Genomic DNA, 23,021 nt, shown 5'->3' on the forward strand with positions numbered 1-23,021 from the left:
AGCCCCCCAAGTGTTACGTCCCGCTGTTACCCGCCGGCAACCTCGCCTTTTCCGGGGCGGTTAACGCCCAATAATGCCTCGCACCGCGGTTTTTCACCGCATTTGCCCTGCAATAGCCGCTTTTTTGCCTCCGGCGATCACATTACCGGTAACACCCTTTTTTAACATCCTTCAGCGTGATATCCGTCGCAAAAATGCCCGGTGAAAACCGCTTTGATAACAATAACGAAACATTCACCTTGGCTGAACAGGTAAAAATGATGACCGATACCCCAAATGAAGTGCTGTTGATTGCCCCGTTGATGGCTAACCTGATGGAACGCCTTGAGGCCAACTTCAGGGTGCATCGCCTCTATGAGCAGGCGGACCCGGCCGCTTTCCTGGCCGCGCACGGCAATGCCGTCACCGCGCTGGTAACCCGCGGCGACGTCGGCGTCACCACGCCGGTGCTGGAGCAGCTGCCGCAGCTGGGGCTGATTGCCGTATTCGGCGTCGGCACCGACGGCATCGACCTGGGCTACACCCGCCGCCGCGGTATCGCGGTAACCATCACCTCCGGCGCTCTGACCGAGGATGTGGCCGATATGGCGCTGGGGCTGTTATTGGCCACCGCGCGCCAGCTGTGCCATTACGACCGCTTTGTGCGCGCCGGCCGCTGGCTGCAGGAAGCGCCGGGGCTGACCACCCGGGTGAGCGGCAAACGCCTCGGCATTTTCGGCATGGGCAATATTGGCCGCGCCATCGCCCAGCGCGCCGCCGGTTTCGATATGCGCATTCAATACGCCAGCCGCCGCCAAGACAGCAGCCTGCCCTACGCCTACTTCCCCGATCTGGCGTCGCTGGCGCGTGAGAGCGACTTTTTGATACTCGCCGTCGCCGGCGGCAAGGAGACTGCCGGCCTGGTGGATAAGGTGGTATTCGACGCGCTGCCCAACCATGCGCTGGTGATCAACATCGCCCGCGGCAGCGTGGTCAATCAGCCGGATCTGATCGCGGCGTTGCAAAGCGGCGCCATCGCCGGCGCCGGGCTGGACGTCTACGCCGACGAGCCGCAGGTGCCCGCCGAACTGCTCGCCATGGAACAGGTGGTGCTGCAGCCGCACGTCGGCAGCGGCACGCACGAAACCCGGCAGAAAATGAGCGATATCGTATTCGCCAACGTCGACGCCTTCTTCCACCGCGAGCCGTTGCCGCACGCCATCGAGTGACGCCTGTTTAAATTCGCGCCGATTAACAGCACCGCGTTACCCCCGGATAACGCGCTCTTCCCCGTGCCAGCAAAGAGAGAAAACCATGGATAATAAAATCCCCCATACCCGCTGGCTGCGGGTTGTCGCCCCGATCCTGATCGCCTGCATCATTTCGTTTATGGACCGCGTCAACATCAGCTTCGCGCTGCCCGGCGGCATGGAAAGCGATCTGGGCATCACCAGCCAGATGGCCGGGCTGGCCAGCGGCATTTTCTTTATCGGTTATCTGTTTTTGCAGGTGCCCGGCGGCCGCATTGCGGTCAACGGCAGCGGCAAACGCTTTATCGCCTGGTCGCTGTGCGCCTGGGCGGTGGTGTCGGTGGCCACCGGCTTCGTCACCAACCATTATCAACTGCTGCTGTTACGCTTCGTGTTAGGGATCTCCGAGGGCGGCATGCTGCCGGTAGTGCTGACCATGATCAGCAACTGGTTCCCGGAGCGGGAAATCGGCCGCGCCAACGCCTTCGTAATGATGTTTGCTCCGCTGGGCGGCATGCTGACCGCGCCGATTTCCGGCGCCATCATCAACCAGCTCGACTGGCGCTGGCTGTTCATCCTTGAAGGGGTATTGTCACTGGTGGTGCTGGCCGTCTGGTGGCTGCTGATCGGCGACCGCCCGCAGGAAGCGCGCTGGCTGCCGGCCCGCGAGCGAGATTACCTGATCGCCGAACTGACCCGCGAGCGGCAGGAACGCAGCAAGAATCAGCCGGTCAGCAATGCGCCGCTCAAAGACGTGTTCCGCAACCGCGGGCTGATGAAGCTGGTGCTGCTGAACTTCTTCTATCAAACCGGCGATTACGGCTACACCCTGTGGCTGCCGACCATTCTGAAAAACCTCACCGGCGGCAGCATGGCCTCGGTCGGTTTCCTGGTGATCCTGCCCTTCGTCGCCACGTTGCTGGGGATCTACCTGATTTCGGTGCTCACCGACAAAACCGGCAAGCGCCGGCTGTGGGTGATGGTGTCGCTGTTCTGCTTCGCCGGCGCCCTGCTGGCCTCGGTGATGCTGCGCCACAACCTGGTCGCCGCCTATATCGCGTTGGTGGTATGCGGGTTCTTCCTGAAGGCCGCCACCAGCCCGTTCTGGTCGATGCCGGGGCGCATCGCCTCGGCGGAAGTGGCCGGCGGCGCGCGCGGCGTGATCAACGGCCTGGGCAATCTGGGCGGCTTCTGCGGGCCTTATCTGGTCGGCGTGATGATCTACCTGTATGGCCAGAATGTGGCGGTGTGTGCGCTGGCGGCCTCGCTGATTATCGCCGGCCTGATCGCCTGGCGGCTGCCGAAAGCCTGCGACCTGACCGGCCACGAAGCGGCCGAGGACGCGCTGCTGCACCGCGCCAAACGCGCCTGAGCCGACAGCGGAAAGCACGAGCGGGCGGCGGCAAAATTTGCTATGTTAGCCCGCTGATTAGCTTCACGTTGTTAGCCGCCGGACAGGTCTATGTTTACCCATAAAGCAATTGCCGAACTCAACGCCCTCGAGCTGATGGTGTATAACTACGCCAGCAAAAACAAGAATCAGGTGATGTACATGACCATCCGCGAGCTGGCCGAGGCCGCCGGGGTGTCCACCACCACCGTGCTGCGGTTTTGCAAGAAGATGGGCTGCGACGGCTATTCCGAATTCCGCATTCGCTTCAAGCTGTACCTCGAACAAAGCGAAGTGCTGCCGACCGATTCCGGCGCCGGTGAGATCATCAGTTTTTTTAAAAGCGTCAACAACGACGAATTCAATCAGCTTATCGATCAGGCGGTGCGGCATATCTCCGCCGCCGAGCGCATTATTTTTGTCGGCATCAGCACCTCGGGTGCGCTGGGGAAATATGGCGCGCGTTTCTTTTCCAACGTGGGAAAATTCAGCACCCACATCGACGACCCTTATTACCCGGTAAACAGCGACATGTATAAAAACGCCGTGGCGATCGTGCTGTCGGTGTCTGGCGAAACCGAAGAGATCCTGCGGCTGGCCAGCCAGTTCAGCCTGCACCACTGCAAAATCATCAGCATCACCAATAACGAAACCTCTTCACTGGCGCGGCTGGCGGACTTCAACCTCTCCTATCACGTGCCCCAGTACCTGATCGGCGGCCAGCACAATATCACCACCCAAATACCCGTTATTTACATTATTGAAACCATCGGAAAACGCCTGGGATCAATTAACTCGGCAAAATAAAACAGCCTGTTTTTTTAATGTGACAAATTACCCGGCGCGCTGATTTGTTATATCGTGACAATCTTTTCGGTGTTGTTAGTATATTATCCGTCGCTAGCAAACTAGCCCTTCATTAATAAACTAATGAGAACCAGACGATGAAACAGCAACGGTTGCCGAAAGATTTTCTGTGGGGGGGCGCGGTGGCCGCGCACCAGGTTGAAGGGGGTTGGGATCAGGGCGGCAAAGGCCCAAGCATCGCCGACGTGCTGTCCGGCGGCGCGCACGGCGTAGACCGCGTGATGACCGACGGCGTGCTCGACGGCTACCGTTACCCCAACCACCAGGCGGTGGATTTCTACGGCCGCTATAAGCAGGATATCGCGCTGTTCGCCGAAATGGGCTTCAAATGCTTCCGCACCTCGATCGCCTGGACGCGCATATTCCCGTTGGGCGACGAACCGGAGCCGAATGAAGCCGGCCTGCAGTTTTACGACGATCTGTTCGACGAACTGCTGAAGCACGGCATCCAGCCGGTGATCACCCTGTCCCACTTCGAAATGCCTTACCATCTGGTGAAAGCCTATGGCGGCTGGAAGAACCGCCAGGTGGTGGAGTTCTTTGTGCGCTTCAGCGAGGTGGTGATGCGCCGCTATCGGCACAAAGTGAAATACTGGATGACCTTCAACGAGATCAACAACCAGAGCAACTACCAGTATCCGCTGTTCGGCTACTGCTGCTCCGGCGTGGATTACACCAGGGAAGAGAATCCGGAGCAGGCGCTGTACCAGGTCTTGCACCACCAGTTCGTCGCCAGCGCGCAGGTGGTCAAGCTCGGCCATCAGATCAACCCTGAGTTCAAAATCGGCTGCATGTTGGCCTGCGTGCCCTTCTACCCATACTCCTGCAAACCGGACGACGTGATGTACGCCGTCGAGGCGATGCATCAGCGCTACCTGTATACCGACGTGCAGGTGCGCGGCTACTATCCGTCCTACCTGCTGCGCGACTGGGAGCGCAAAGGGCTGCAGATTGAGATGCAGCCGCAGGATGCGCAAATTCTGCGCGAAGGCTGCACCGACTACATCGGCTTCAGCTATTACATGAGCAACGCGCTGCAGGCCGACGCGGCCAGCAACAGCGACGGCATGTTCGGCTTCCCCGGCAACGTGGCCAACCCGCACGTCAAGGCTTCCGACTGGGGCTGGCAAATTGACCCGGTCGGGCTGCGCTACTCGCTGAATGTGCTGTATGAGCGCTATCAGAAGCCGCTGTTTATCGTCGAAAACGGCTTCGGCGCGTTCGACAAGGTGGAGGCCGACGGCCAGATCAACGACGACTATCGCATCGACTACCTGCGCGCCCATATCGAAGAGATGAAGAAGGCGGTGATCGAAGACGGCGTGGATCTGATCGGCTACACCCCCTGGGGCTGCATCGACTGCGTGTCTTTCACCACCGGCGAATACGGCAAGCGCTATGGGTTTATCTACGTCGATAAACACGACGACGGCACCGGCTCCCTCGCGCGTTCGCGCAAGAAGAGCTTTGACTGGTACCGCAGCGTGATCGCCAGCAACGGCGAGCAGCTGTAAGCGCAGATCCCTGCCTGGGGGCGAAGTTCGCCCCCTTTTCCTTTTTCACGCCCCATTCCCCCTCGGAAAACACCTGCGGAGTCAGACGCTTTTCACCGCATCAATGCTTGCCGGCGCTGCCTGGCGGTTGTAGCCTCTGGCGCCCTTGGCAAAGATAGCGCAGGCGGTGATGACTGCGGGAATGGCGAGGATGGCGAAGATCTGATCGAACCCCCAGCCCAGCGCCAGCATCTCCGCCCCGGCAAAGGCGCTGAGAATGGCGCCGATGCGCCCTACGCCGTGCATCCAGCTGGAACCGGTGGCGCGCGCTTCAGTGGGGTAATAACGCGCCGACAACGCATTCATGCCGGTATTGGCGCCGTTGAGGCAGAAGCCGCAGGCCAGCGCCACGCCCCCCAGCAAGAGGCCGTTGTGGGCAGACAGGCCAATCGTCAGCGTCAGGCCGGCGCCCAGCAAATAGATGGCGCCCAATGCCCGGTGCGGGTTGATGCGATCCATCAGCCAGCCGGCAAACAGCGAGCCCAAAGTGCCGCCAGCCTGGTACAAGGCGGTGATCACCGCCGCCTGCGCCACGCTCAGGCCAATCCCCTTCACCAGCGTCGGCAGCCAGCTGCCCAGCAGGTAAACCAGAAACAGCGCCATAAAGTAGCTCAGCCACAGCATCAGGCTGCCGAACAGATACTGCCGCGACAGGACGATTTGCACCGCGCCTTTGCCGGGCGTCGTCAACGGCGGCAGCGTATAACGCGTCCCGGCGTGGGTGCTGCCCGGCGCCAACTTTTCAACGATCTTGCCGATGCGCGCCGCGCTGGCGCGCCTGGCGACCAAAAAACGCACCGACTCGGGCAACTTGGCCAACAGCAGCGGCACGCAGAGCAGCGGCAGCACCCCGCCGAGTAGCAATAATGCATGCCATCCCCAACGCGGAATGAGCCAGGAGGCGGCAAAGCCGCCCAGCGCCGCGCCGAAGGTGAAGCCGCAGAACACTACGGTGATAATAAACGAGCGTTTCTTTTCCGGCGCGTACTCCGAGATCAGCGTGCCGACGTTCGGCATCGCCGCGCCCAGCCCCAGGCCGGTCATAAAGCGGAAGAAAACCATCTGTTCGATATTTTGCGAAAGCGCGGTGGCCAGCGTCCACAGCCCGAAGAAAAATACGCTGTTGATGATGATCGCCCGGCGCCCCAGCCAGTCCGCCAATGGGCCGGACAGCAAGGCGCCGAGGGTCAGGCCTATCAAGGCGGCGCTGATCGCCAGACCCAGCTGTGAATTGCCCACGCCCCATTCGTTTTTCAACTCCGGCGCGATAAAGCCCATCAGCGTGATGTCGAAACCATCCAGCGCGATAACGATAAACCCCAGCAGCACGATCAGCTTTTGATAACCGCCCAGCGGGCGATCGTTGATCAACGCTCGAACATCAATTTCTTCATTGGCAGCCACAATATGCGTTCTCCTCCGTGGATTTGTGGGCGACGCCTGGCCTGGCGGGCCGGCAGCGGAGGACTACTATAATCCAGATGGCTATCGAACCTGAGGGTACGTTTCATTTAATATGAAAATAGTAAATAGGCGAAATTGGGTGACACAAACAGCTGCCGCGGCGGCAAATCTAGCGATATAGCGCAGGAGTCGCGGCATGAATATGGCGATAAATAGCGCGTTAGGGCTGCGTCATTAGCCGGATGTCGCCGAATTTTCATTGCCGATTCACCGAGCGGCCTGCGCCGCGGCCAGATATTTCGCCATCTCCACCGCAGGCACCATACCGCCGCCGGTAGCCCACACCAGGTGGGTGGCGCGCGCCATGTCCCCGGCGTTCAGCCCCCGCTCGCTTAGCCAGGCCGGGTGGCCCGCCACCCGCCACGGGCCCGCCATACCGGCCAGCGCGGAAGGCTCCAGCTGAATATGCTCCTGCTCATCCAGTATCCCCAGCAGTGCGAACATCTCATCGTCGTCAAGGGTGTAGAACCCACTCAGCAAACGCTCCATCGCCCGGCCGACAAAGCCGGAGGCGCGGCCCACCGCCAGCCCGTCGGCCGCGGTGTGGTTGTCGATGCCGAGATCCTGCACCGCAATGCCGTCGTGCAGCCCGCTGTATACCCCAAGCAGCATGCAGGGGGAATGGGTCGGTTCGGCGAAAATACAGTGAACGTGATCGCCAAACGCCAGCTTCAGCCCAAAGGCCACCCCGCCCGGACCACCGCCGACGCCGCACGGCAGGTAAACAAACAGCGGGTGTTGTGCGTCCACCTGAATCCCCTGCTGCTCGAACTGGCGCTTCAAACGGCCGCCGGCCACCGCATAGCCGAGAAACAGGGTTTTCGAGTTTTCATCGTCGATAAAGAAACAGTTCGGATCGCCCGCCGCCTGCCGCCGCCCTTGTTCGACGGCGACGCCGTAGTCTTCGGCGTACTCCACCACGGTTACGCCGTTGTCGCGCAGCGTCTGTTTTTTCCATTCGCGCGCGTCGGCCGACATGTGCACGCTGACGTTAAAGCCCAACCGGGCGCTGATGATACCGATCGACATCCCCAGATTGCCGGTCGAGCCGACGGCGATGCGATACTGGCCGAAAAATTCAGGAAACGGCGCCGAAAACAGCCTGGCGTAATCGTCGGTCACCTGCAGCAATCCGGCCGCCAGCGCCAGCTTCTCGGCGTGCGCCAGCACCTCGTAAATACCGCCGCGCGCCTTGATGGATCCGGAAATCGGCAAATGGCTGTCTTTTTTCAGCAGCAAACGCCCCGGCAGCGGCAGGCCGTAACGCGCGTTCAGCGCCTGCTGCATGGCGGGAATGGCGACCAGCTCAGACTCAATCACCCCATGGGCGGCCCGCGTTTCGGGAAAGGCGGCGCTCAGATAAGGGGCAAAGCGCGCCAGGCGCCGCTCCGCGTCGGCCACATCCTCCGCGCTCAACCCAACGTGGGGCAAGCCGGCCTGGAGCGTGGTCGCACGCGGGTTAAACCAGGTCAGGGGTTGCAATGCCGCCATCTGTTGCAGCAGCGGATGTTGCGCCACCCATTGTCGAATCTGTGTTTTTTGCATGAGTTATCTCTGTTATTCATCGCGTTACCATCATCGCTCAAGATGCCGTGAACGCCATTGGCTGACAAATGATAATAACTCACCTTAGCATGCAGCAGATTAATGCAAGGACGGGAACCCCGCCGATCGCCGGCGGGGGCATTTTGTTATTCGCGCGCCGCCGCTTCCAGCCCGGCGATATCAATTTTGACCATCTGCAGCATCGCTTCGGTCACGCGCCTGGCGCTGGCGCTGTCGCGCGTGTCCATCAGCTCGAACAGGCGTCGGGGCACAATTTGCCAGTACAGCCCCCAGCGATCGCGCAGCCAACCGCACTGCTCAATCTTGCCGCCCTCGCCCAGGCCATCCCACAGGCGATCCACCTCAGCCTGGTTCGCGCATTCGATCATCACCGAAAAACTGTGATTGAAAGGCTCCATCTGGCGCGCTTCGAACGCCGAATAGCGCTGATCGCCGAGGGTGAATGTGGCCATTTTGACGCTGCCGGCCGGGCCGCTCGGCGTGTCTGCCTGCAGCGCAGAACGCCAGGTCACCGATGAGCCGGGGATCAGGGAGACATAGCGGGCCAATGCCCCCTCCATGTCTTTCTCAAACCACAGATGCTGGATAATTTTAGCCATCCCGCCTCCCCATCACGCATCGAGCAGCGGCGCAAAGCCGCCGAAGATCATGCGCTTTCCGTCGAAGGGCATCCGATCGCCCAAGGCCTTCATGCGCGGATCCTGCATCATCTTTTGGTTGGCGGCGTCGCGCACCGCCTTCGAGGGGTACTCTATCCAACTGAATACCACCACTTCCCCTTCCTCCGCTTTTACCGCGCCGCGAAAATCCGTGAGCTTGCCGTCGGGCACGTCGTCGCCCCAACACTCCACCACTCGCGTGGCGCCGAACTCTTTGAACAACGGCGCAGCCGACGCGGCCAGCTCGCGATACGCCTCCTTATTGGCGGCCGGCACCGCCACCACAAAGCCATCTACGTATTTCATCTTCAGGTTCCTCTTGTGCGTTAAACACAGTCGGTCTGGCGCCGGCACAATGCCGACGCCATTTACCATTTTAGACGCCAGGGTGAGCGGCAACCATGCGCCGCATGCAAGGAGGTTAGATGTCGCTGTAAATCAGGGGAAAAATTTCCGGGGTGGCGACCTGGTTACGGCCGGCGTTTTTCGCCTGATACACCGCTATATCCGCCATTTTCAGCAGTTCATCCAGGCTCTCCCCAGAGCCGCCAAAGCAGGTGACCATGCCGATGCTGACGGTGATCTGCAGCTGATTGCCGCCCGGCAGTACGATCGACTCCCGCTCTATTTGCTGGCGCAAACGCTCCGCCAGGGCCATCGCCTGCCGCTGCTGGCCCAGCGTCGCGACGATGGCGAACTCCTCGCCGCCCATGCGGCCAAACAGATCTTTCTCGCGCAGGTTAGCGGCGATGGCGCGGGTAAACGCCAGCAGCGCAGCATCGCCGCCGGCATGGCCGAAGCGATCGTTGATCGATTTGAAGTAATCGATATCCAGCATCATCACGCAAAGCACTTCGCCCTTGTGGGCGATCAGCCGCTCCCCGCGCTGCATGAAGGCGCTGCGCGTCAGTACCTGGGTCAGCGCGTCATGGTTCGCCACGTACTCCAGCGTGCTCAGCAGCGTATTGCGCGCGAAGTTCATGCTGGCGACGGCGATCGGCCCCAGCGCCAGCAGCGCTACGCCCAGGCGCATCGACACCGTATTCTGCGGCATGCGCATATCCAGATTGGTGACGATAAGCCCCATATCGATCGCCAGATGGCACCACAACACGTAACCCAGCACCGCAATCATGGTGCTAAACAGCGAGAACGACATCGCCAGCCACAGCAGTACCGGCATAGGGAAAATCACCGAACCCGGGCCGCCGATCAGCACGCTGCAGACGCAGGCCAACAGCAGCAGCGCCAATACGGCGCTCTTTCTGCCGACGTCCGGCCACTGGCTCCAGCGCGGCAGCTGGCGTAACCGAACCTGCCAGTCGGCGGGAAAAGCCAGGATAAACGGCATCAGCGTGATGTAATTGGTGAATTCCGATGAAAACCACAGCGACAGCGCGGTGAAATACGGCCGGCCAAACAGCAGGTTTGAGACGCCGGCGCCCACCAGGCCGGTGCCCGCCGCGCTGGCCAGGCAGATGCCGAACAAATACATGCTCGAAGAGCCGCGTTGCAGCATGCGGGTTTGCGGTTGCAGCCGCATAAACAGCAGATAACCCAGCCCGACGCCGACGATATTGGCGCTATTGAGCAACAGCGCCTTGTTGAACGGGCTGCCGGTCAGCAAATCCGCCAAAAGGTAGCCGACAGCCGCCATGCTCCAGCCATAACGCGTGGCTAGTTCCGGATTGCGCACCAGCACCGCCAGCAGCACCGCGTTGGCCGGCCAGAACGCCGCCAGAAAACCGCTGGGCCGGCTCAAAATACCCAACAGGCAAACGGCGAACACCAGCAGGAAGACGGTGAGCGCATGCCAAAATTTTGCATTATCGGGCAACGGAGTGGTTTGCATCTTGGATCCAGAAACATTCGTTAAGGTGACGTCACGCCTACGCCATGTCGGCACACCGTCGCGCCATGGCTGCCGGTTTTTATCTCATCGCGGCACGGCTATTATTGCCAGTTTTACTGGTCTGATCATCTGTTTATTGAACATGAGGAAACATATTTGTGTATCAATATGCTGAACTTGCCGGGCTCCCGACAAAATGAGGCACGCGGGTTAAGATTATTATGGTCAATCGGCGCGCCTCTCGCCGGTAAAATAACGCTTTCCCCCGTTTGGAATAAGCGGCCGTGCCAAAAGTGAATGATTTTTCTATTAATAATTAATTACATATCGCCGAACAACGTAACCCTCTTTCCTTCGCGCCGGCCGACAAAAAACAGATAATGATTATCACTTCTCCTATTGACGAGACAAGCCATGAAATCCCCTGTTAGCCGCCTGCTGTGCGCATTGGCGCTGGCGCTGCCGTTGAGCGGCTTCGCCACCCCCTATCCTCTGACCCTGACCGATATGGATGGCCGGAAAGTCACCCTTACCCACGAACCCGAGCACGTGATCCTGCAGGACGGCCGCGATATTCTGACGCTGGCGTTGCTGGACCGTGAAGATCCATTCCGCCGGGTGGTCGCCTGGAACAACATGCCGAAAAAGCAGGATACCGCTACCTGGACCCTGCTGAAAAACACCTGGCCGCAGGCGACAAAAATTCTGGATATGGGATTTAACGATCAGGGCCAGGTTGACCTTGAGAGCGTGATCGCCAGAAAGCCGGACCTGATGATCGCCCAGCTGCGCGCCAAGCCGGCGCTGGAGCAGTCCGGCGTTTTGACTGCGTTGAAAGGGTTGAACGTTCCGGTGGTGTTTGTCGATTACGAGCTGGATCCGGCCAAAAATACCGCCGCCAGCGTCGCCTTGCTGGGCCGCGTATTGAACCAGGAGGCCCGGGCCAAAGAATATACCGACTTCTACCGGCAGAAATATCAGGCCATTCAGCAACGGGTGGCGAGCATCAAGATTAAACCGACGGTATTTATCGAACCTATCGCCGGCAACAGCGACAACTGCTGTTTCACCCATTCGCACAACGGCTGGGGCGGGCTGGTTGAAGCGGTGGGCGCCACCAATATCGGCTCCAGCCTGCTGCCGGGCGGTGCGGGATTCGTTGCGCTGGAGAAAATCATCGCCATGAAGCCGGACGTCTACCTGATGACCGGTTCGGTGCGCCCGAACGCCAACGTGATCCCGTTCGGTTATAACGTCTCTGAGCAGGCGGTTGCCGGCGCCTTCGACAAACTGACCCAGCGCACCGGCGTCGCCAACCTGGCGCCGGTGGAAAATCATCGGGCGTATGGCGTCTACCACCACTTCTATAACCACCCCTACAACATCATCGGCATGGAGATTTTGGCCAAGGACATTTACCCGCAGCAGTTCAGCCGGCTAGACCCCATCGCCGATTACCATCAGTTGATCAAAACCTTTACCCGCATTCCGGATCAGCCGGTGATTCTGTCTCATTGACAGCCAGCGCATCATTGAGCGGTGGTAACGCCTTGCAGTGTTTATACTTAAGGAGATGGTGACCAACGGAGGGAAGTGAAATGAAAGCGATGATCCCGGTGCTGTTGATGTTGATGCTTTCCGGCTGTATCGGCGGTAAAGGCGGCCCACAGGACGTGCCGCCACCGCCGGCGCAAAACGATCCTCACACCTGCAATAACAGCGACGCCAGCGCCAACAGCGACTGCTCTCAGTCGGTGGTGCCGCCCATGCACTGACCTGCCGCCGCCGGGTTACGGCCCGGCGGCGGGTTCAGCTTTACGACGATTGCTCTTCCTCGTTGGCCAGGTTCTTCGCCTGCTGTTTCATAAACACCACTTCCTGCGGGCTGGACATATTGACGCGCTGCGCGCGCAGCAGTTTGAGGATGTTGAACAGCAGTTCGCTTTTGGTTGCGCCTACCATGCGCGGGCTGGGCACGTAGCCGGTGACGCTGAGGATAATGCCGTCCGGCCCCAGTTGGCTGAAACGAACGTAAGGCGCCGGCGTCTCCAAAATATTCTCGTAGTCGTTGTAGGCGCTCAGCAGGATATTGCGCACCAGCTCGGGATCGATATCCGTCGGGAAGGTCAGCGCGATGGTGACCACCCCTTGCGCGTTGCCCATGGTGGCGTTGCGCACGTTCTGCGAGATCAGCTGCGAGTTCGGCACGATCATGGTTGAACGGTCGCTGAGCTGGATCTCGGTGGCGCGCACGTTGATGCGGCGCACGTCGCCTTCCACCCCGCCGATGCCGATCATGTCCCCCACCTTCACCGGCCGCTCGGTCAGCAGGATCAGGCCGGAAATAAAGTTCTTCACGATCTCCTGCAGGCCAAAACCGATGCCGACCGACAGCGCACTGACGATCCACGCGAGGTTACTCCACTGGATGCCCAGCGCCGCCAGCGTGATCAGGATCAGCAATACATAGCCGACGTTGCTGAACAGCGTAACCAGCGAGGCGCGAATGCCGACGTCTGAAATGGTTTTCGGCAGCAGCTCGTTGCTCAGCCAACGCTGGGTTACCCGCAGGATATAGATGCCGACCGCCAGGCAAATCACCGCGTTGATCAGATTGCCGGGAACGATGTTGAAACGCTGCAGGCCTTCGCCGGTCAGGATCGAGGCGATTTTTTCCAGCAACGAGTTAGGCGTGGTGGTGCCGAACGAGCCGTTGAACAGCGAGAGGATCATCAACAGCAGCAGTGAACATTTCGCCACTGCGGTAGTGATAATCGCCATCTGTTCCAGGTGGCGGTCCTTGACGTTGAGCGTTTTCTTCAGCGTTTTGCCGCTGGTGGTTTGCGACGAGAAGATAGCGGCGCACAGGTCGGTAGCAAACAGCACGGTAAAATAGAAGGTCATCAGCACCAGCACGATCCAGATCACCTGATAGGTCAGGAACCGGGCGAAGGCGATGTAACCGATCAGCAGCGAAAACAGAATGATCACCGAACACACCAGCGTGACCAGATGCACCAGGCCACCGACGGTTGAACGTTTTTCGATGTGCACGCCCTGCTGTTCCAGCCGGCGGCGAATGCGCTGGGAGCGTAGCGGTATCGCCAGCAACACCATGCCGATCAGCCCGGCGACCAGGCCGTTGCCGAAAATGGTGGCGCTCAGGCTGGCGCTCACCACGTTATTGATAAGCTCCACCGTGCCAAAGGCCAACGCCAGCGCGGCCAGCAGCGGCGAGAAGTAGCGCAGCCCGGTGGCGACCGCGTCGTCCAGCGACGCCAGGCGCCATGATGGCCGATTCAGCGACAGCGCCGCGCGGCCCAGCCCGGCGATCAACGCGCAGAAAATCGCCAGCTTGCTGAAGCCTTCCGAAAAATCCTGCAGCAGCACCGGCAGCGCCTGCACCCGGGTAAAGGTCTGATTCAGCAGGTTCAGCGCGATGCCGGTGGTGATTACGGTGACGGCGACGGTCGCGATGGCCATAAAGCTGCGGCGCAGCCGCCCGTCCGGCAAGAAGCGAATGCTGACCCAGGCCAGGAAGCGCTCGGAATAATAGCGGCCCCAGGACCAGATAATGACCGCCAACGCCAGCAAAGCAAGGGTGCCGTAGCGCCATTCCTCTTGCCAACTGGCGTCCCAGGCTTCTTTCATCGCGGCATTGAACTGATCCAACCGCTGCGCATCCTCATCGGACGGTTGCACAATCGGCGCCCAAAATTTGGCGCCCACTATGCTGCCGGTGTTCAGCGCCAGCTGGGTTTTAAACGCCACCCGGCGCAGATCGCCAATTTGCTGCCCCAGATCGATCGCGCCGGCTCTGATGGCCTGCGCGCGTTTTGCCGCGTCGTCCAGCTGCTTCTTGCTGTTGTTGAGCGCGTTGCGCTGCTGCACCACCGCCGGGGTTTCGGCCAGGGAGCCGGCGGCCGGCTGCGGCCCCAGCACGTCGAGCTGCGCCTGCAGCTTTTCCTGTGCCGGCTGCAGGTCTGCCGCCAGCTTCTCCATCCCGGCGGCCAGATCGTCGGTGGACTGCCGCAGTTTGACGAGCTGATTGTCGGTGCTGGCCTTGGAGACCTGCTGTTTCATGTCGTCCAACTGCTTTTGGGCCTTTTTTAGCGCCGTGGCGGGATCCGGCGCGCTTTCGGCAACGGGGTCATCCTGCGCGGCAACGCTGGCCAGCGGCGCCAACTGCAACCCAAACAGCAGGAACAGAAAAAAGAAGATCTGACGGGGTCTTAACATAAATTCAGTGCTCAGCTCAGCATGATAGACAGGTGTGCGGCAGACAGGGAAATCCACCGCTTAATCATAAACGCCGATTATAATAGCTGCTTAATCTGAGCCGAAATACCTGAATTATTCCCATTCATTCGTCACTGCGGGGATGCTGCGTTTAGCCTGCTGATATCTTGAACATTTTACGGTGGCGCGATGCCAAAAGACGCCCTATAATTCGCTCACCTATTAACCTAATTTATAAAAGGAGGATTACTATGCCGATGTGTGAATTGTTTGTTTACTCACACTTCTATAGTAATTGCCGCCGCTCAAGCATTACCGGTATCGTGCTGCGATAACCCAGCTTGAGCGAAGCTTACTAAAATCTGAGCCCTTCCCTCCGGCTTACCGGGTTGTCGTCAGCGATGTTTGACGATTGGCATCCTTATGCCTGTAAATCTTGAGTAAGCAATGAGCACATTACTATCTGCACAATCTGTCGGTTACGACAACGCGTTCGGCACCCTGCTGAGCGAGGTTTCCTTCAGCCTGAAAAAAGGCGATCGCATCGGTCTAATCGGCCATAACGGCTGCGGCAAAAGCACCCTGCTGAAAATCCTCAGCGGCGACCTGCCCGCCGGCGCCGGCAACGTAACGATGTCGCACCAGTGCCTGATGGCGCGGGTGGAACAACACCTGCCGGAAGCGCTGCACGCCTGCACCCTGTTGGATGCGGTGCTGGCGCGATTGCCGCCAAACCAACATCTGAGCGAACGCTGGCGCTGCGAGGCGTTGCTGGCCAGCCTGGGGTTCACCGCCGAAACCTGGACGCTGACCGCCGGCACCCTCAGCGGCGGCCAACATACGCGCCTGTTGCTGGCGCGCGCGTTGATCCGCCAACCGGACCTGCTGCTGCTGGACGAACCCAGCAACCACCTGGACCTGCCCACCTTGCTGTGGCTGGAAGGGTTCCTGCAAAACTGGTGCGGCAGCTTTGTGCTGGTGTCCCACGATCGCTATTTGCTGGATCAGGTGACCAACTGCACCTGGATTTTGCGCGACCAGACGCTGCAATTCTTCCGCTTGCCCTGCTCCGCAGCCCGCCTGGCGCTTGAGGAGCAGGATGCCGCGGACGCGCACCGCCGCCAGGCCGAGCAAAAAGAGATCGATCGGGTGGAGAAGAGCGCCCACCGTCTGGCGGTTTGGGGCCGGGTGTACGACAACGAAGATCTGGCGCGCAAGGCCAAGCAAATGGAAAAACGCGTCGACCGCCTCAGGGAAGAACAAACTACGCTGACCGCCGGCAGCCAGTGGCGGTTGCGGCTGCAGGGGGAAGCGCTCGACGCCGATCGCCTGCTGGCGCTGCCGCAGCTGGACGTGCGGCCGGCGGCGGATGCGCCGGTACTGTTCAGCCTCGAGCAACTGCGGGTTAAAAGCGGCGATCGCATCGCCATCGTCGGGCGTAACGGCTGCGGCAAGTCCTCGTTGCTGCAGCAGCTGTGGCGTGAGTATCGCCAGCCAGACGATCGGCAGGCGGTATTCCATCCGCGGGTGCGGATAGGCTATTACGATCAAAGCCTGCAGCAGCTGCGCGATGAGGACAGGCTGAACGAAGCCCTGACGCATTTCGCACCGCTGACCGAAGAACAGCGGAAAATGGCGCTGATTGGCGCCGGCTTCCCCTACCTGCGCCATCAGCAGCAGGTCCGCTCGCTGAGCGGCGGCGAGCGCTCGCGCTTGCTGTTTGTCGGCCTGACGCTGGCCAACCATGGTCTGCTGTTGCTGGATGAGCCCACCAACCATCTGGATATGGCGGGTAAAGAAGAGCTGGCGGAAACGCTGCGGCAGTTTTCCGGCGCGGTAATGCTGGTGACCCACGATCGGATGCTGATCGAACAAAGCTGTAACCGCTTTTGGCTGATTGACCAACGGCAGTTGACCGAGTGGCACGATCTGGCGCCGGTCTACCAGCGGTTGGCCGGGGAGCATGCCGGGGAAGCCTCGTTGCCACCTCGGCAGGCCGTGGCCGCCGACAGCGCGTCGCCGGATGACGAGGACGCGTTTCTGAACGCCCTGCTGCTGCTGGAAAGCAAACTGCAGGAAGATCTGGCGCGTAAACCTAAGCACCAAAAACCGGAACTGCAGGCGCGTTGGCGCCGGGAGATAGCAGAAATAACCGCCCGTCTGAACCTGGGCTAAGCCTCACAGGCCGCCTTTATGGCGGCCTTTTTTATCACATCTGTCGATGAATGGCCTTTTCGGATTCACGTCGTCGGTTTGATCGGCTCTACGTGCCCTATGGCGCGTGAAATGGCCGGGTAATCCGCCCGCAACCGGCGTTCTATTCGGTCGACCGCGTCATGCGCCGCGACAATGCTTGCCGCCGGCGAAACCCGGCAGTGGAAATTGACGATAATGCCGGCGCGGGTCTTGCGGGCGCGGATGTTATGCACGTCCTGCACCCTTTCCCCCTGTTCCACCGCCGCTTTCAGGAGCAGGCTGATATCGGCCAGCTCGCCCGGCGTCACGTCTTCGCTGGCCAGCCAGTGCGGCGTTTGCGGCTCCAGGTGCGTTTCAATCTCGGTGTCTTCGCCGATGGCCTGGCGCAACAGAGTTTCTATTTCGCTGGCGATATCATGCGCCTGCGCCACGCTGGCGCTGGCCGGCACTGCCAGATCCATGCTGATCGACATGCGCGAAGGCAGCTGCTGCAGCGCCAGGTTCTGCACCTGGGCGCCGTGGTTGGCGGCAATCGCCCGGATGCGCGTCGCCATATCCTCGTCGCTGCGGGTTTGCGGGATGGCGATCGTCGTCACCTGGGCATTGGGATATTGCTCTCGCAGCCGCGCGGCGATGTCCAGCTTCAGGGCATCGATGCGTTCGAGCGGCAACGTGCGGCACACCGCCACCGTCACCTCGACAAACAGCGCCGCCCCGGCGTTGCGAATACGGATACTCTCACAGGATAAAATGGCCGGGAATGGCGCAAGCGCGGCGGAAATCGCCTCTTTTGCGCCGGCCGGCGCCGCGTCCATCAAGGAATCGAACGAGCGCTTTCCCAGCTTGAGAGCCGCCGCAAAGATAAAGCAGGCGACGATCAGCGCCGCAATGGCGTCGGCGCGGCCAAACCCCAGCAGCACGAAGAAAATCCCCAACAGCACCACGCCGGATGACAGCATGTCGGAGAAGAAATGCAGCGCATCGGCCTCCAGCGCTGCGCTGTCGGTGGCTTTCGCCACGCGGTTCAGCGCCCGCACGCGGAAAAAGTCGACGGCAATCGAAATCAACAACACCGCAATCACCAGCGGCGCCGCGACAATCTCATGCGGCTGGCCCAGCAGGCTGCTGCCGGCTTCATAGACAATCCAGCCCGCGGCGGCCAGCAACAGCAACACTTCAAACAGCGCCGCCAGGTTCTCCACTTTGCCGTGGCCGAAGTGGTGATCGTCATCGGCGGGCTTATCGCTGATGCGCACCGCCAGCCAGGTAATGCTGGTGGCGATAAAATCGGTAAAAGAGTGGATCCCTTCGGATATCAGGCCAATACTGCCGGTAAAGATACCGGCGACAAACTTCCCTACAGCCAACAACCCGCTGGCGATCATCGAGTTTCTGGCCACGATCAGTTTTTCATTTTGCATCATGCGGCTCACATTCGGTGGTGATTTATTTTTTTACTTTAGCGGATAATTGCCAGACAAAGGCGACCAGCAGCATGCTGCCTGAGAAGGTTAACATCAAACTGGTAAGAAATTCCGATTTTCCCGTGGTGGTGTAATAGATTTCATTTACGCCAACGGAAATCATTAAAATTGCGTAGAGTAATCCAAGGATAAGCATCATCATGATCGTTACACTCCATTCTTCGGCAACGCTTTCAGCGTTCCATTAAATCCTCCCCATAAAAAAATAAAACCGTTACGGGGAGGATGCCTCTAGGCGGATCTTTAGCGTTCATTAATCATCCCATTTGGTGCTCATATAGGCGGCCAGCAGGCCCAGTGAGCTGATCATTCCCAGGAATCCTATAAAAATCGTCATGTTTCCCATTATTTTGTCCTCGGTTAACTGTTATCGATAAAAACCTCTTTAATTAAAAAGCGGATTCGGTCTTTGCCCATTGCGTTTAACGCCCTCCTCATCATTTGATAACATCCCCGCCCGATTAAGGCGGGGTTCGGTTAAATGCCCAATACGTACTGGGCGATTTTGAAGTAAATAATCAGGCCGGTGCCGTCGATAAAGGTGGCGATAAAGGGCGCCGACACCACCGCCGGATCGATACCCAGCCGTTTGAGCAGCATCGGGATGATAGACGATACTATGGCGCTCCACAGGGTGATCGCCACCAGCGACAGGCTGACCACCAGCGTGACGTCGACGCCCACCCCCATGATCCAGGCGCGCACCCAGGCCGCGATGCCGATGGTCACGGCAATCAGCAGCGAGGTAGAGACCTCCTTGCGGATCACCGCCCCCAGATTGCGCAGGCTCACCTCGCCCAGCGCCATGGCGCGCACCAGCGTCGAGGTGATCTGAGTGCCGCTGTTGCCGCCGGTGCCGATCAGCAACGGGATGAAAAACGCCAGCGCAATCGCCGCTTCCAACTGATCTTCAAATGCCTTCAGCACGTTGCCGGTATAGGCTTCGGCAACGAACAGCATCAGCAGCCACACCGATCTTTTACGCCACAGCGCCCAGGGGCTGGTCTCCAGATAGGGTTTGTCCAACGGCAGGCTGGCGCCCTGGCGCTGCGCGTCTTCGGTATTTTCGTCTTCGAGCAGACGGGCGATTTCCCGCTCGCCGAGCACGCCGACCAGCGTGTTGTTGGCCACCACCGGCACCACGTCCAGCCCGCCCTTGCCCAGCAAATGCGCGACGTCGTTGCGGTCGTCTTCGGGCGAAACATGGAAGTAGCTGTGATTCATCATCACGCCAACGGCTTTATCGTCATCTTCGCACTGCAGCAGCTTTTTTACCGACAGCGTGCCGCGCAAATGATAATCGTCCGCGGTGATAAACAGCTGGGTGGGAATTTCATCCGTTTTTAACTGTGAAAGAAAATACGCCCTGGCTTTATTAACCGTCATATTGCCGGGAACGGTAATAAAATCGGCGGTCATATAGCCGGCGACAGAAGACTCATCGAGAGCGTCGCCGTCGGCCAGCGCCGGGGAAAGGTATTGTTGATGTGACTTGTTCATTGTTAGTCCCTATTTCTGTTTAAACTTCAACAGCGAATCGCATAGGGGCGCAACCAAAGAGGGAGTGCAGACAGCCTATCTCCGCGTCCAGGTTTTAGCACTATACAACGTATCCGATCGATAAATCAGAAGTTACCTTGGGCTGAACCTTAATCCGATAAAGCCTGTCTTAACCTTGGGCATCTCTCGATGTCGTCAGATCAGTAACCTGTGTTTGTATAGGAGCCTCGCCAAACGAGATACTGCATATAAACTACCGGCGCAGTATAGGCGGTGTTTCTCTCACCGGGAAGGAAATGTTCTCTGCCGTTTATGGAGTATTTAGGAAACTGTTATTTAGAATGAAATCCATAAAAAAGGCCGATGTTAATCGGCCGGTTTTATTTATTATTCAGTGCGCAACAATATAGGCGTTCTTATCATACAATGCTCCCTGCCGCGTAAAGTCGATGCCCTTCACATAGGGTTTGACCAACGTGGCGTTCGCTTCATAATAGACCGGCGCCACCGGCGTATCCGCCGCCAGCAAGTCTTCCGCCTGCTGGAAATAGTGCTGCACCTGCTGCGGCGTTTGCGCCGCGGTGGCCTGATGCAGAATGCGGTCATAGTTCCCGTTGCGGTACTTGGGGCTGTTTTCACTGCTGGCGGAACGGAAAACGTTCAGGAAGGTGGAAGGATCGTTGTAGTCCGCCAGCCAGCGGGTAAAGGCCACGCTGTACTGCCCGCGGTTAATGCTGTCCAGGGTGACCTTGCGCTCCTGGCTTTGCAACCTGGCCTCGACGCCAAGGTTCTTTTTCCACATCGCGCTGCTGGCGATGACGATTTTCTTGATGGTAGCGTCGTTGCTGTACAACAGGGTAAAGCGCAGCGGATTAGCGGCGTTAAAGCCGGCCTCCGCCAGCAGCTTTTGCGCCTGCGCGAGGCGCTGTTCACGCGTCCAACCCGCCGCTTCGCCCGCTTTCAGGCTATAGCCGCCCGCCCCGGTGGGGGTGAAGGTCCAGGCCGGCTGTTGGCCGTAGCCCAGCACCTTGCCGGCGATAATGTCCTTGTCCAGCGCCAGATTAAGCGCCTGCCGCACGCGCACGTCATTAAACGGCGCCTGCTGGTTGTTAAACGCAAAGTAGCTGGTGGACAACAGCGGATAGGTCACCAACTGCTCATCTCCCAGGGTTTTCTTCAGCCGTTGATACAGCTCCGGCGGCGTGGTGTAACCCAGTTCGATTTCACCGGCGCGGAAACGTGCGACTTCGGGGAACCCTTGCAGCGGCAGGAAAGTAACCTTGTTCAGCCGGGTATTGGCGTTGTCCCAGTATTGTGGATTGCGCTCCACCACCAGCTTCTCATTCACCACCCACTGGCTGAGGCGAAACGCGCCGTTGCCGACAAAATGCGCCGGCTGGGTCCAGTCTTTGCCGTACTTTTCCACCACCTTTTGATTCACCGGCAGTACCGGGAAATGCACCAACTGCTTCAGCAAATAAGAATTGGGTTCGGCAAGCGTCACCTGCAGCGTATGCGCATCCAGCGCCCTCACCCCCAGCTCGCTCGGCGGCTTGCTGCCGGCGTTGATCTCCGCCGCGTTGAGCACATAGGCCGAGGCCAGATAGCTGCCGTACGGCGAAGCGGTTTTCGGGTCGGTCAGGCGCCGCCAGCTGTAGACGAAATCGCCGGCGGTAACGGGATCGCCGTTGGACCACTTGGCCTGCGGCCGCAGATGGAAGGTCCAGACGTTGCCCTGTTGCTCCCATTTCTCTGCCAGCGCCGGGATCACCTCGCCTTTTTTGCCCACCCGCAACAGCCCTTCGAACAGATCGTTGAAGATGTAAAACTCCACGTTGCTTTCGGCCAGGTTAGGGTCCAGCGTCGCCGGCTCATAGCCGTTGGCGCGCACCAGCTCCTGGGTTTCCGCCAGCTTGACGCCGGCCGGCACCTCTGCGGCGCTAACGCCGGCCACCGGCGACAAAGAGCAGACGATTAAACCAGCCAGAATCTTGGTATTGAATGAATGTTTCACGACGATATCCCTGATAAGTATTTTGTCGTCGCTAATATTCACTGAAGCAGTGAAATAAATTAAATCATTAATCGCTATGACTCATAACCAAAAGCCGTGATGAATTTCTTTCATTATCAAGGTAATACCGGCGCAGTCTTTGAAGCAACCTTAACTGAAGCCCCGCCGGCGCCTTTGCATCAACGTCAAATAAGTGACCAGGCTGATAATCACCACCAAAAACAGGCCGCTGGTGCTGGCTGCGCCCAACCCAAGGCCGCCATTATCGACCGGCTGCGAGAGCAGATCGCCGCAGGAGGCGCCAAAGGGCCGCGTCAGCACATAGGCTATCCAGAAACAGAGTATGCTGTTGGCCTTGAACAGATAATGCGCGGCGGCGGTAACGGCAATCAGCGCGCCGAACAACCAGGCCGAATTGACGTAGCCCAGCCGCCATCCTTCCGCCACCCAGTCACCGGCGGCGGTGCCGAGCGCGAAGGTGAACAAGATAGCCAACCAATAAAACAACTCCCGTTTGGGTGTATCGATGGCGTGAATGGAAAGCGTGCGTTCGCTCCGATGCCAAATGACGAAGGTTGCGGCCAGCAACAGGCTGAACAGGCCGGTGGAAAATGCCAGCGAGACGCCAAAATGGTCAGTCAGATTATCAGTGATTAACGTGCCGAAGACGCTGATCAGCACCACGGCGATCCAGTACAGCGGGGGAAGATAACGTCGAGCGCGAATTTGGAAAAACAGCGCCGCCAGCAACAAGCCGCCGGTAATCAACGAAGTCTTGGTCAAGCCGAAATTAAGATCCATATTGAGATAATCGGCGGCCGTTTCCCCCACCGTGGTGGACATCATTTTGATCAGCCAGAAAAATAAGGTGACTTCCGGCACTTTATTCAACCGGTGAAGCGCATTCTTTGCCTTAGGTGACAGCATAACCCACTCCGTAAATGGAAAAACACCCAGCCAGTATCACCTCCGATACTTAGCTTTCCCTTAAGAAGCGATATCTGATTA

The 23,021-nt window shown here is 59.1% G+C and carries 19 protein-coding genes and 1 riboswitch; of the genes, 7 read left to right on the plus strand and 12 right to left on the minus strand.

Going from position 1 to position 23,021, the window contains the following annotated elements; genetic code table 11:
- The first annotated feature begins 257 nt into the window (after positions 1–257).
- From KHA73_RS12445 to KHA73_RS12460, 4 genes are all read left to right on the plus strand, one after another.
- Positions 258–1,208 carry a 2-hydroxyacid dehydrogenase gene (locus KHA73_RS12445; protein WP_234584623.1) on the plus strand — a complete coding sequence of 317 codons (951 nt, stop codon included), beginning with the start codon at positions 258–260 and terminating at the stop codon, positions 1,206–1,208.
- Between the two features lie 85 nt (positions 1,209–1,293).
- Positions 1,294–2,601, plus strand: coding sequence for an MFS transporter (locus KHA73_RS12450; protein ID WP_234584624.1), 1,308 nt, complete (start codon positions 1,294–1,296; stop codon positions 2,599–2,601).
- 90 nt (positions 2,602–2,691) lie between these two features.
- On the plus strand, positions 2,692–3,426 hold the full coding sequence (locus KHA73_RS12455) for a MurR/RpiR family transcriptional regulator (protein ID WP_234584625.1): 735 nt from the start codon (positions 2,692–2,694) through the stop codon (positions 3,424–3,426).
- A gap of 137 nt (positions 3,427–3,563) precedes the next feature.
- Positions 3,564–5,000, plus strand: coding sequence for a 6-phospho-beta-glucosidase (locus KHA73_RS12460; RefSeq protein ID WP_234584627.1), 1,437 nt, complete (start codon positions 3,564–3,566; stop codon positions 4,998–5,000).
- A gap of 81 nt (positions 5,001–5,081) precedes the next feature.
- On the opposite strand, the gene KHA73_RS12465 is transcribed toward KHA73_RS12460, so the two are convergent.
- The 5 genes from KHA73_RS12465 to KHA73_RS12485 all read right to left on the minus strand — a co-directional run bounded on the left by KHA73_RS12465 (position 5,082) and on the right by KHA73_RS12485 (position 10,580).
- A complete protein-coding gene (locus tag KHA73_RS12465) occupies positions 5,082–6,443 on the minus strand; it encodes an MFS transporter (protein WP_234584628.1) in 1,362 nt (453 codons plus the stop codon).
- Between the two features lie 267 nt (positions 6,444–6,710).
- Positions 6,711–8,048, minus strand: a complete 1,338-nt coding sequence (locus KHA73_RS12470; protein ID WP_234584629.1) for a D-serine ammonia-lyase — start codon at positions 8,046–8,048, stop codon at positions 6,711–6,713.
- Positions 8,049–8,194: 146 nt separating this feature from the next.
- A complete protein-coding gene (locus KHA73_RS12475) occupies positions 8,195–8,668 on the minus strand; it encodes a VOC family protein (RefSeq protein ID WP_234584630.1) in 474 nt (157 codons plus the stop codon).
- 12 nt (positions 8,669–8,680) lie between these two features.
- Entirely contained in the window at positions 8,681–9,034 is a 354-nt protein-coding gene (locus tag KHA73_RS12480; RefSeq protein ID WP_234584631.1) for a DUF1428 domain-containing protein, read from the minus strand.
- A 115-nt stretch (positions 9,035–9,149) separates the two neighbouring features.
- Positions 9,150–10,580 (minus strand): sensor domain-containing diguanylate cyclase, encoded by a 1,431-nt coding sequence (locus tag KHA73_RS12485; protein WP_234584632.1) that lies wholly within the window; start codon positions 10,578–10,580, stop codon positions 9,150–9,152.
- A 414-nt stretch (positions 10,581–10,994) separates the two neighbouring features.
- On the opposite strand from KHA73_RS12485, the gene KHA73_RS12490 reads away from it, so the two are divergent.
- Together KHA73_RS12490 and KHA73_RS12495 are read left to right on the plus strand one after the other, a co-directional pair.
- Positions 10,995–12,098, plus strand: coding sequence for an ABC transporter substrate-binding protein (locus tag KHA73_RS12490; protein WP_234584633.1), 1,104 nt, complete (start codon positions 10,995–10,997; stop codon positions 12,096–12,098).
- An 80-nt stretch (positions 12,099–12,178) separates the two neighbouring features.
- Positions 12,179–12,355, plus strand: a complete 177-nt coding sequence (locus KHA73_RS12495) for a YdgH/BhsA/McbA family protein (protein ID WP_234584634.1) — start codon at positions 12,179–12,181, stop codon at positions 12,353–12,355.
- A gap of 40 nt (positions 12,356–12,395) precedes the next feature.
- Here KHA73_RS12495 and KHA73_RS12500 read toward each other — a convergent pair whose 3' ends face one another.
- Positions 12,396–14,819 carry a DUF3772 domain-containing protein gene (locus tag KHA73_RS12500; RefSeq protein WP_234584635.1) on the minus strand — a complete coding sequence of 808 codons (2,424 nt, stop codon included), beginning with the start codon at positions 14,817–14,819 and terminating at the stop codon, positions 12,396–12,398.
- Between the two features lie 447 nt (positions 14,820–15,266).
- Here KHA73_RS12500 and KHA73_RS12505 point away from each other — a divergent pair, with 447 nt between their 5' ends.
- Positions 15,267–16,994, plus strand: a complete 1,728-nt coding sequence (locus KHA73_RS12505; protein WP_234584636.1) for an ABC-F family ATP-binding cassette domain-containing protein — start codon at positions 15,267–15,269, stop codon at positions 16,992–16,994.
- A gap of 65 nt (positions 16,995–17,059) precedes the next feature.
- On the opposite strand, the gene KHA73_RS12510 is transcribed toward KHA73_RS12505, so the two are convergent.
- From KHA73_RS12510 to KHA73_RS12535, 6 genes are all read right to left on the minus strand, one after another.
- Positions 17,060–18,436 (minus strand): cation diffusion facilitator family transporter, encoded by a 1,377-nt coding sequence (locus KHA73_RS12510; RefSeq protein ID WP_234591263.1) that lies wholly within the window; start codon positions 18,434–18,436, stop codon positions 17,060–17,062.
- Between the two features lie 25 nt (positions 18,437–18,461).
- The gene (locus tag KHA73_RS12515) at positions 18,462–18,641 is read right to left on the minus strand and encodes a hypothetical protein (protein WP_234584637.1); all 180 of its coding nucleotides are present in this window, start codon (positions 18,639–18,641) and stop codon (positions 18,462–18,464) included.
- A 111-nt stretch (positions 18,642–18,752) separates the two neighbouring features.
- Positions 18,753–18,845 carry a protein MgtS gene (mgtS, locus tag KHA73_RS12520; protein ID WP_272496155.1) on the minus strand — a complete coding sequence of 31 codons (93 nt, stop codon included), beginning with the start codon at positions 18,843–18,845 and terminating at the stop codon, positions 18,753–18,755.
- A gap of 131 nt (positions 18,846–18,976) precedes the next feature.
- The gene (mgtE, locus tag KHA73_RS12525; protein WP_234584638.1) at positions 18,977–19,999 is read right to left on the minus strand and encodes a magnesium transporter; all 1,023 of its coding nucleotides are present in this window, start codon (positions 19,997–19,999) and stop codon (positions 18,977–18,979) included.
- A gap of 72 nt (positions 20,000–20,071) precedes the next feature.
- Positions 20,072–20,245: riboswitch (M-box (ykoK) riboswitch) on the minus strand.
- 145 nt (positions 20,246–20,390) lie between these two features.
- Entirely contained in the window at positions 20,391–22,013 is a 1,623-nt protein-coding gene (locus tag KHA73_RS12530) for an ABC transporter substrate-binding protein (RefSeq protein ID WP_380739049.1), read from the minus strand.
- Between the two features lie 150 nt (positions 22,014–22,163).
- The gene (locus KHA73_RS12535; RefSeq protein WP_234584641.1) at positions 22,164–22,940 is read right to left on the minus strand and encodes a COG4705 family protein; all 777 of its coding nucleotides are present in this window, start codon (positions 22,938–22,940) and stop codon (positions 22,164–22,166) included.
- Positions 22,941–23,021: the final 81 nt, after the last annotated feature.

Origin of the sequence: Serratia entomophila, assembly GCF_021462285.1 — a bacterium.
GTDB lineage: Bacteria > Pseudomonadota > Gammaproteobacteria > Enterobacterales > Enterobacteriaceae > Serratia > Serratia entomophila.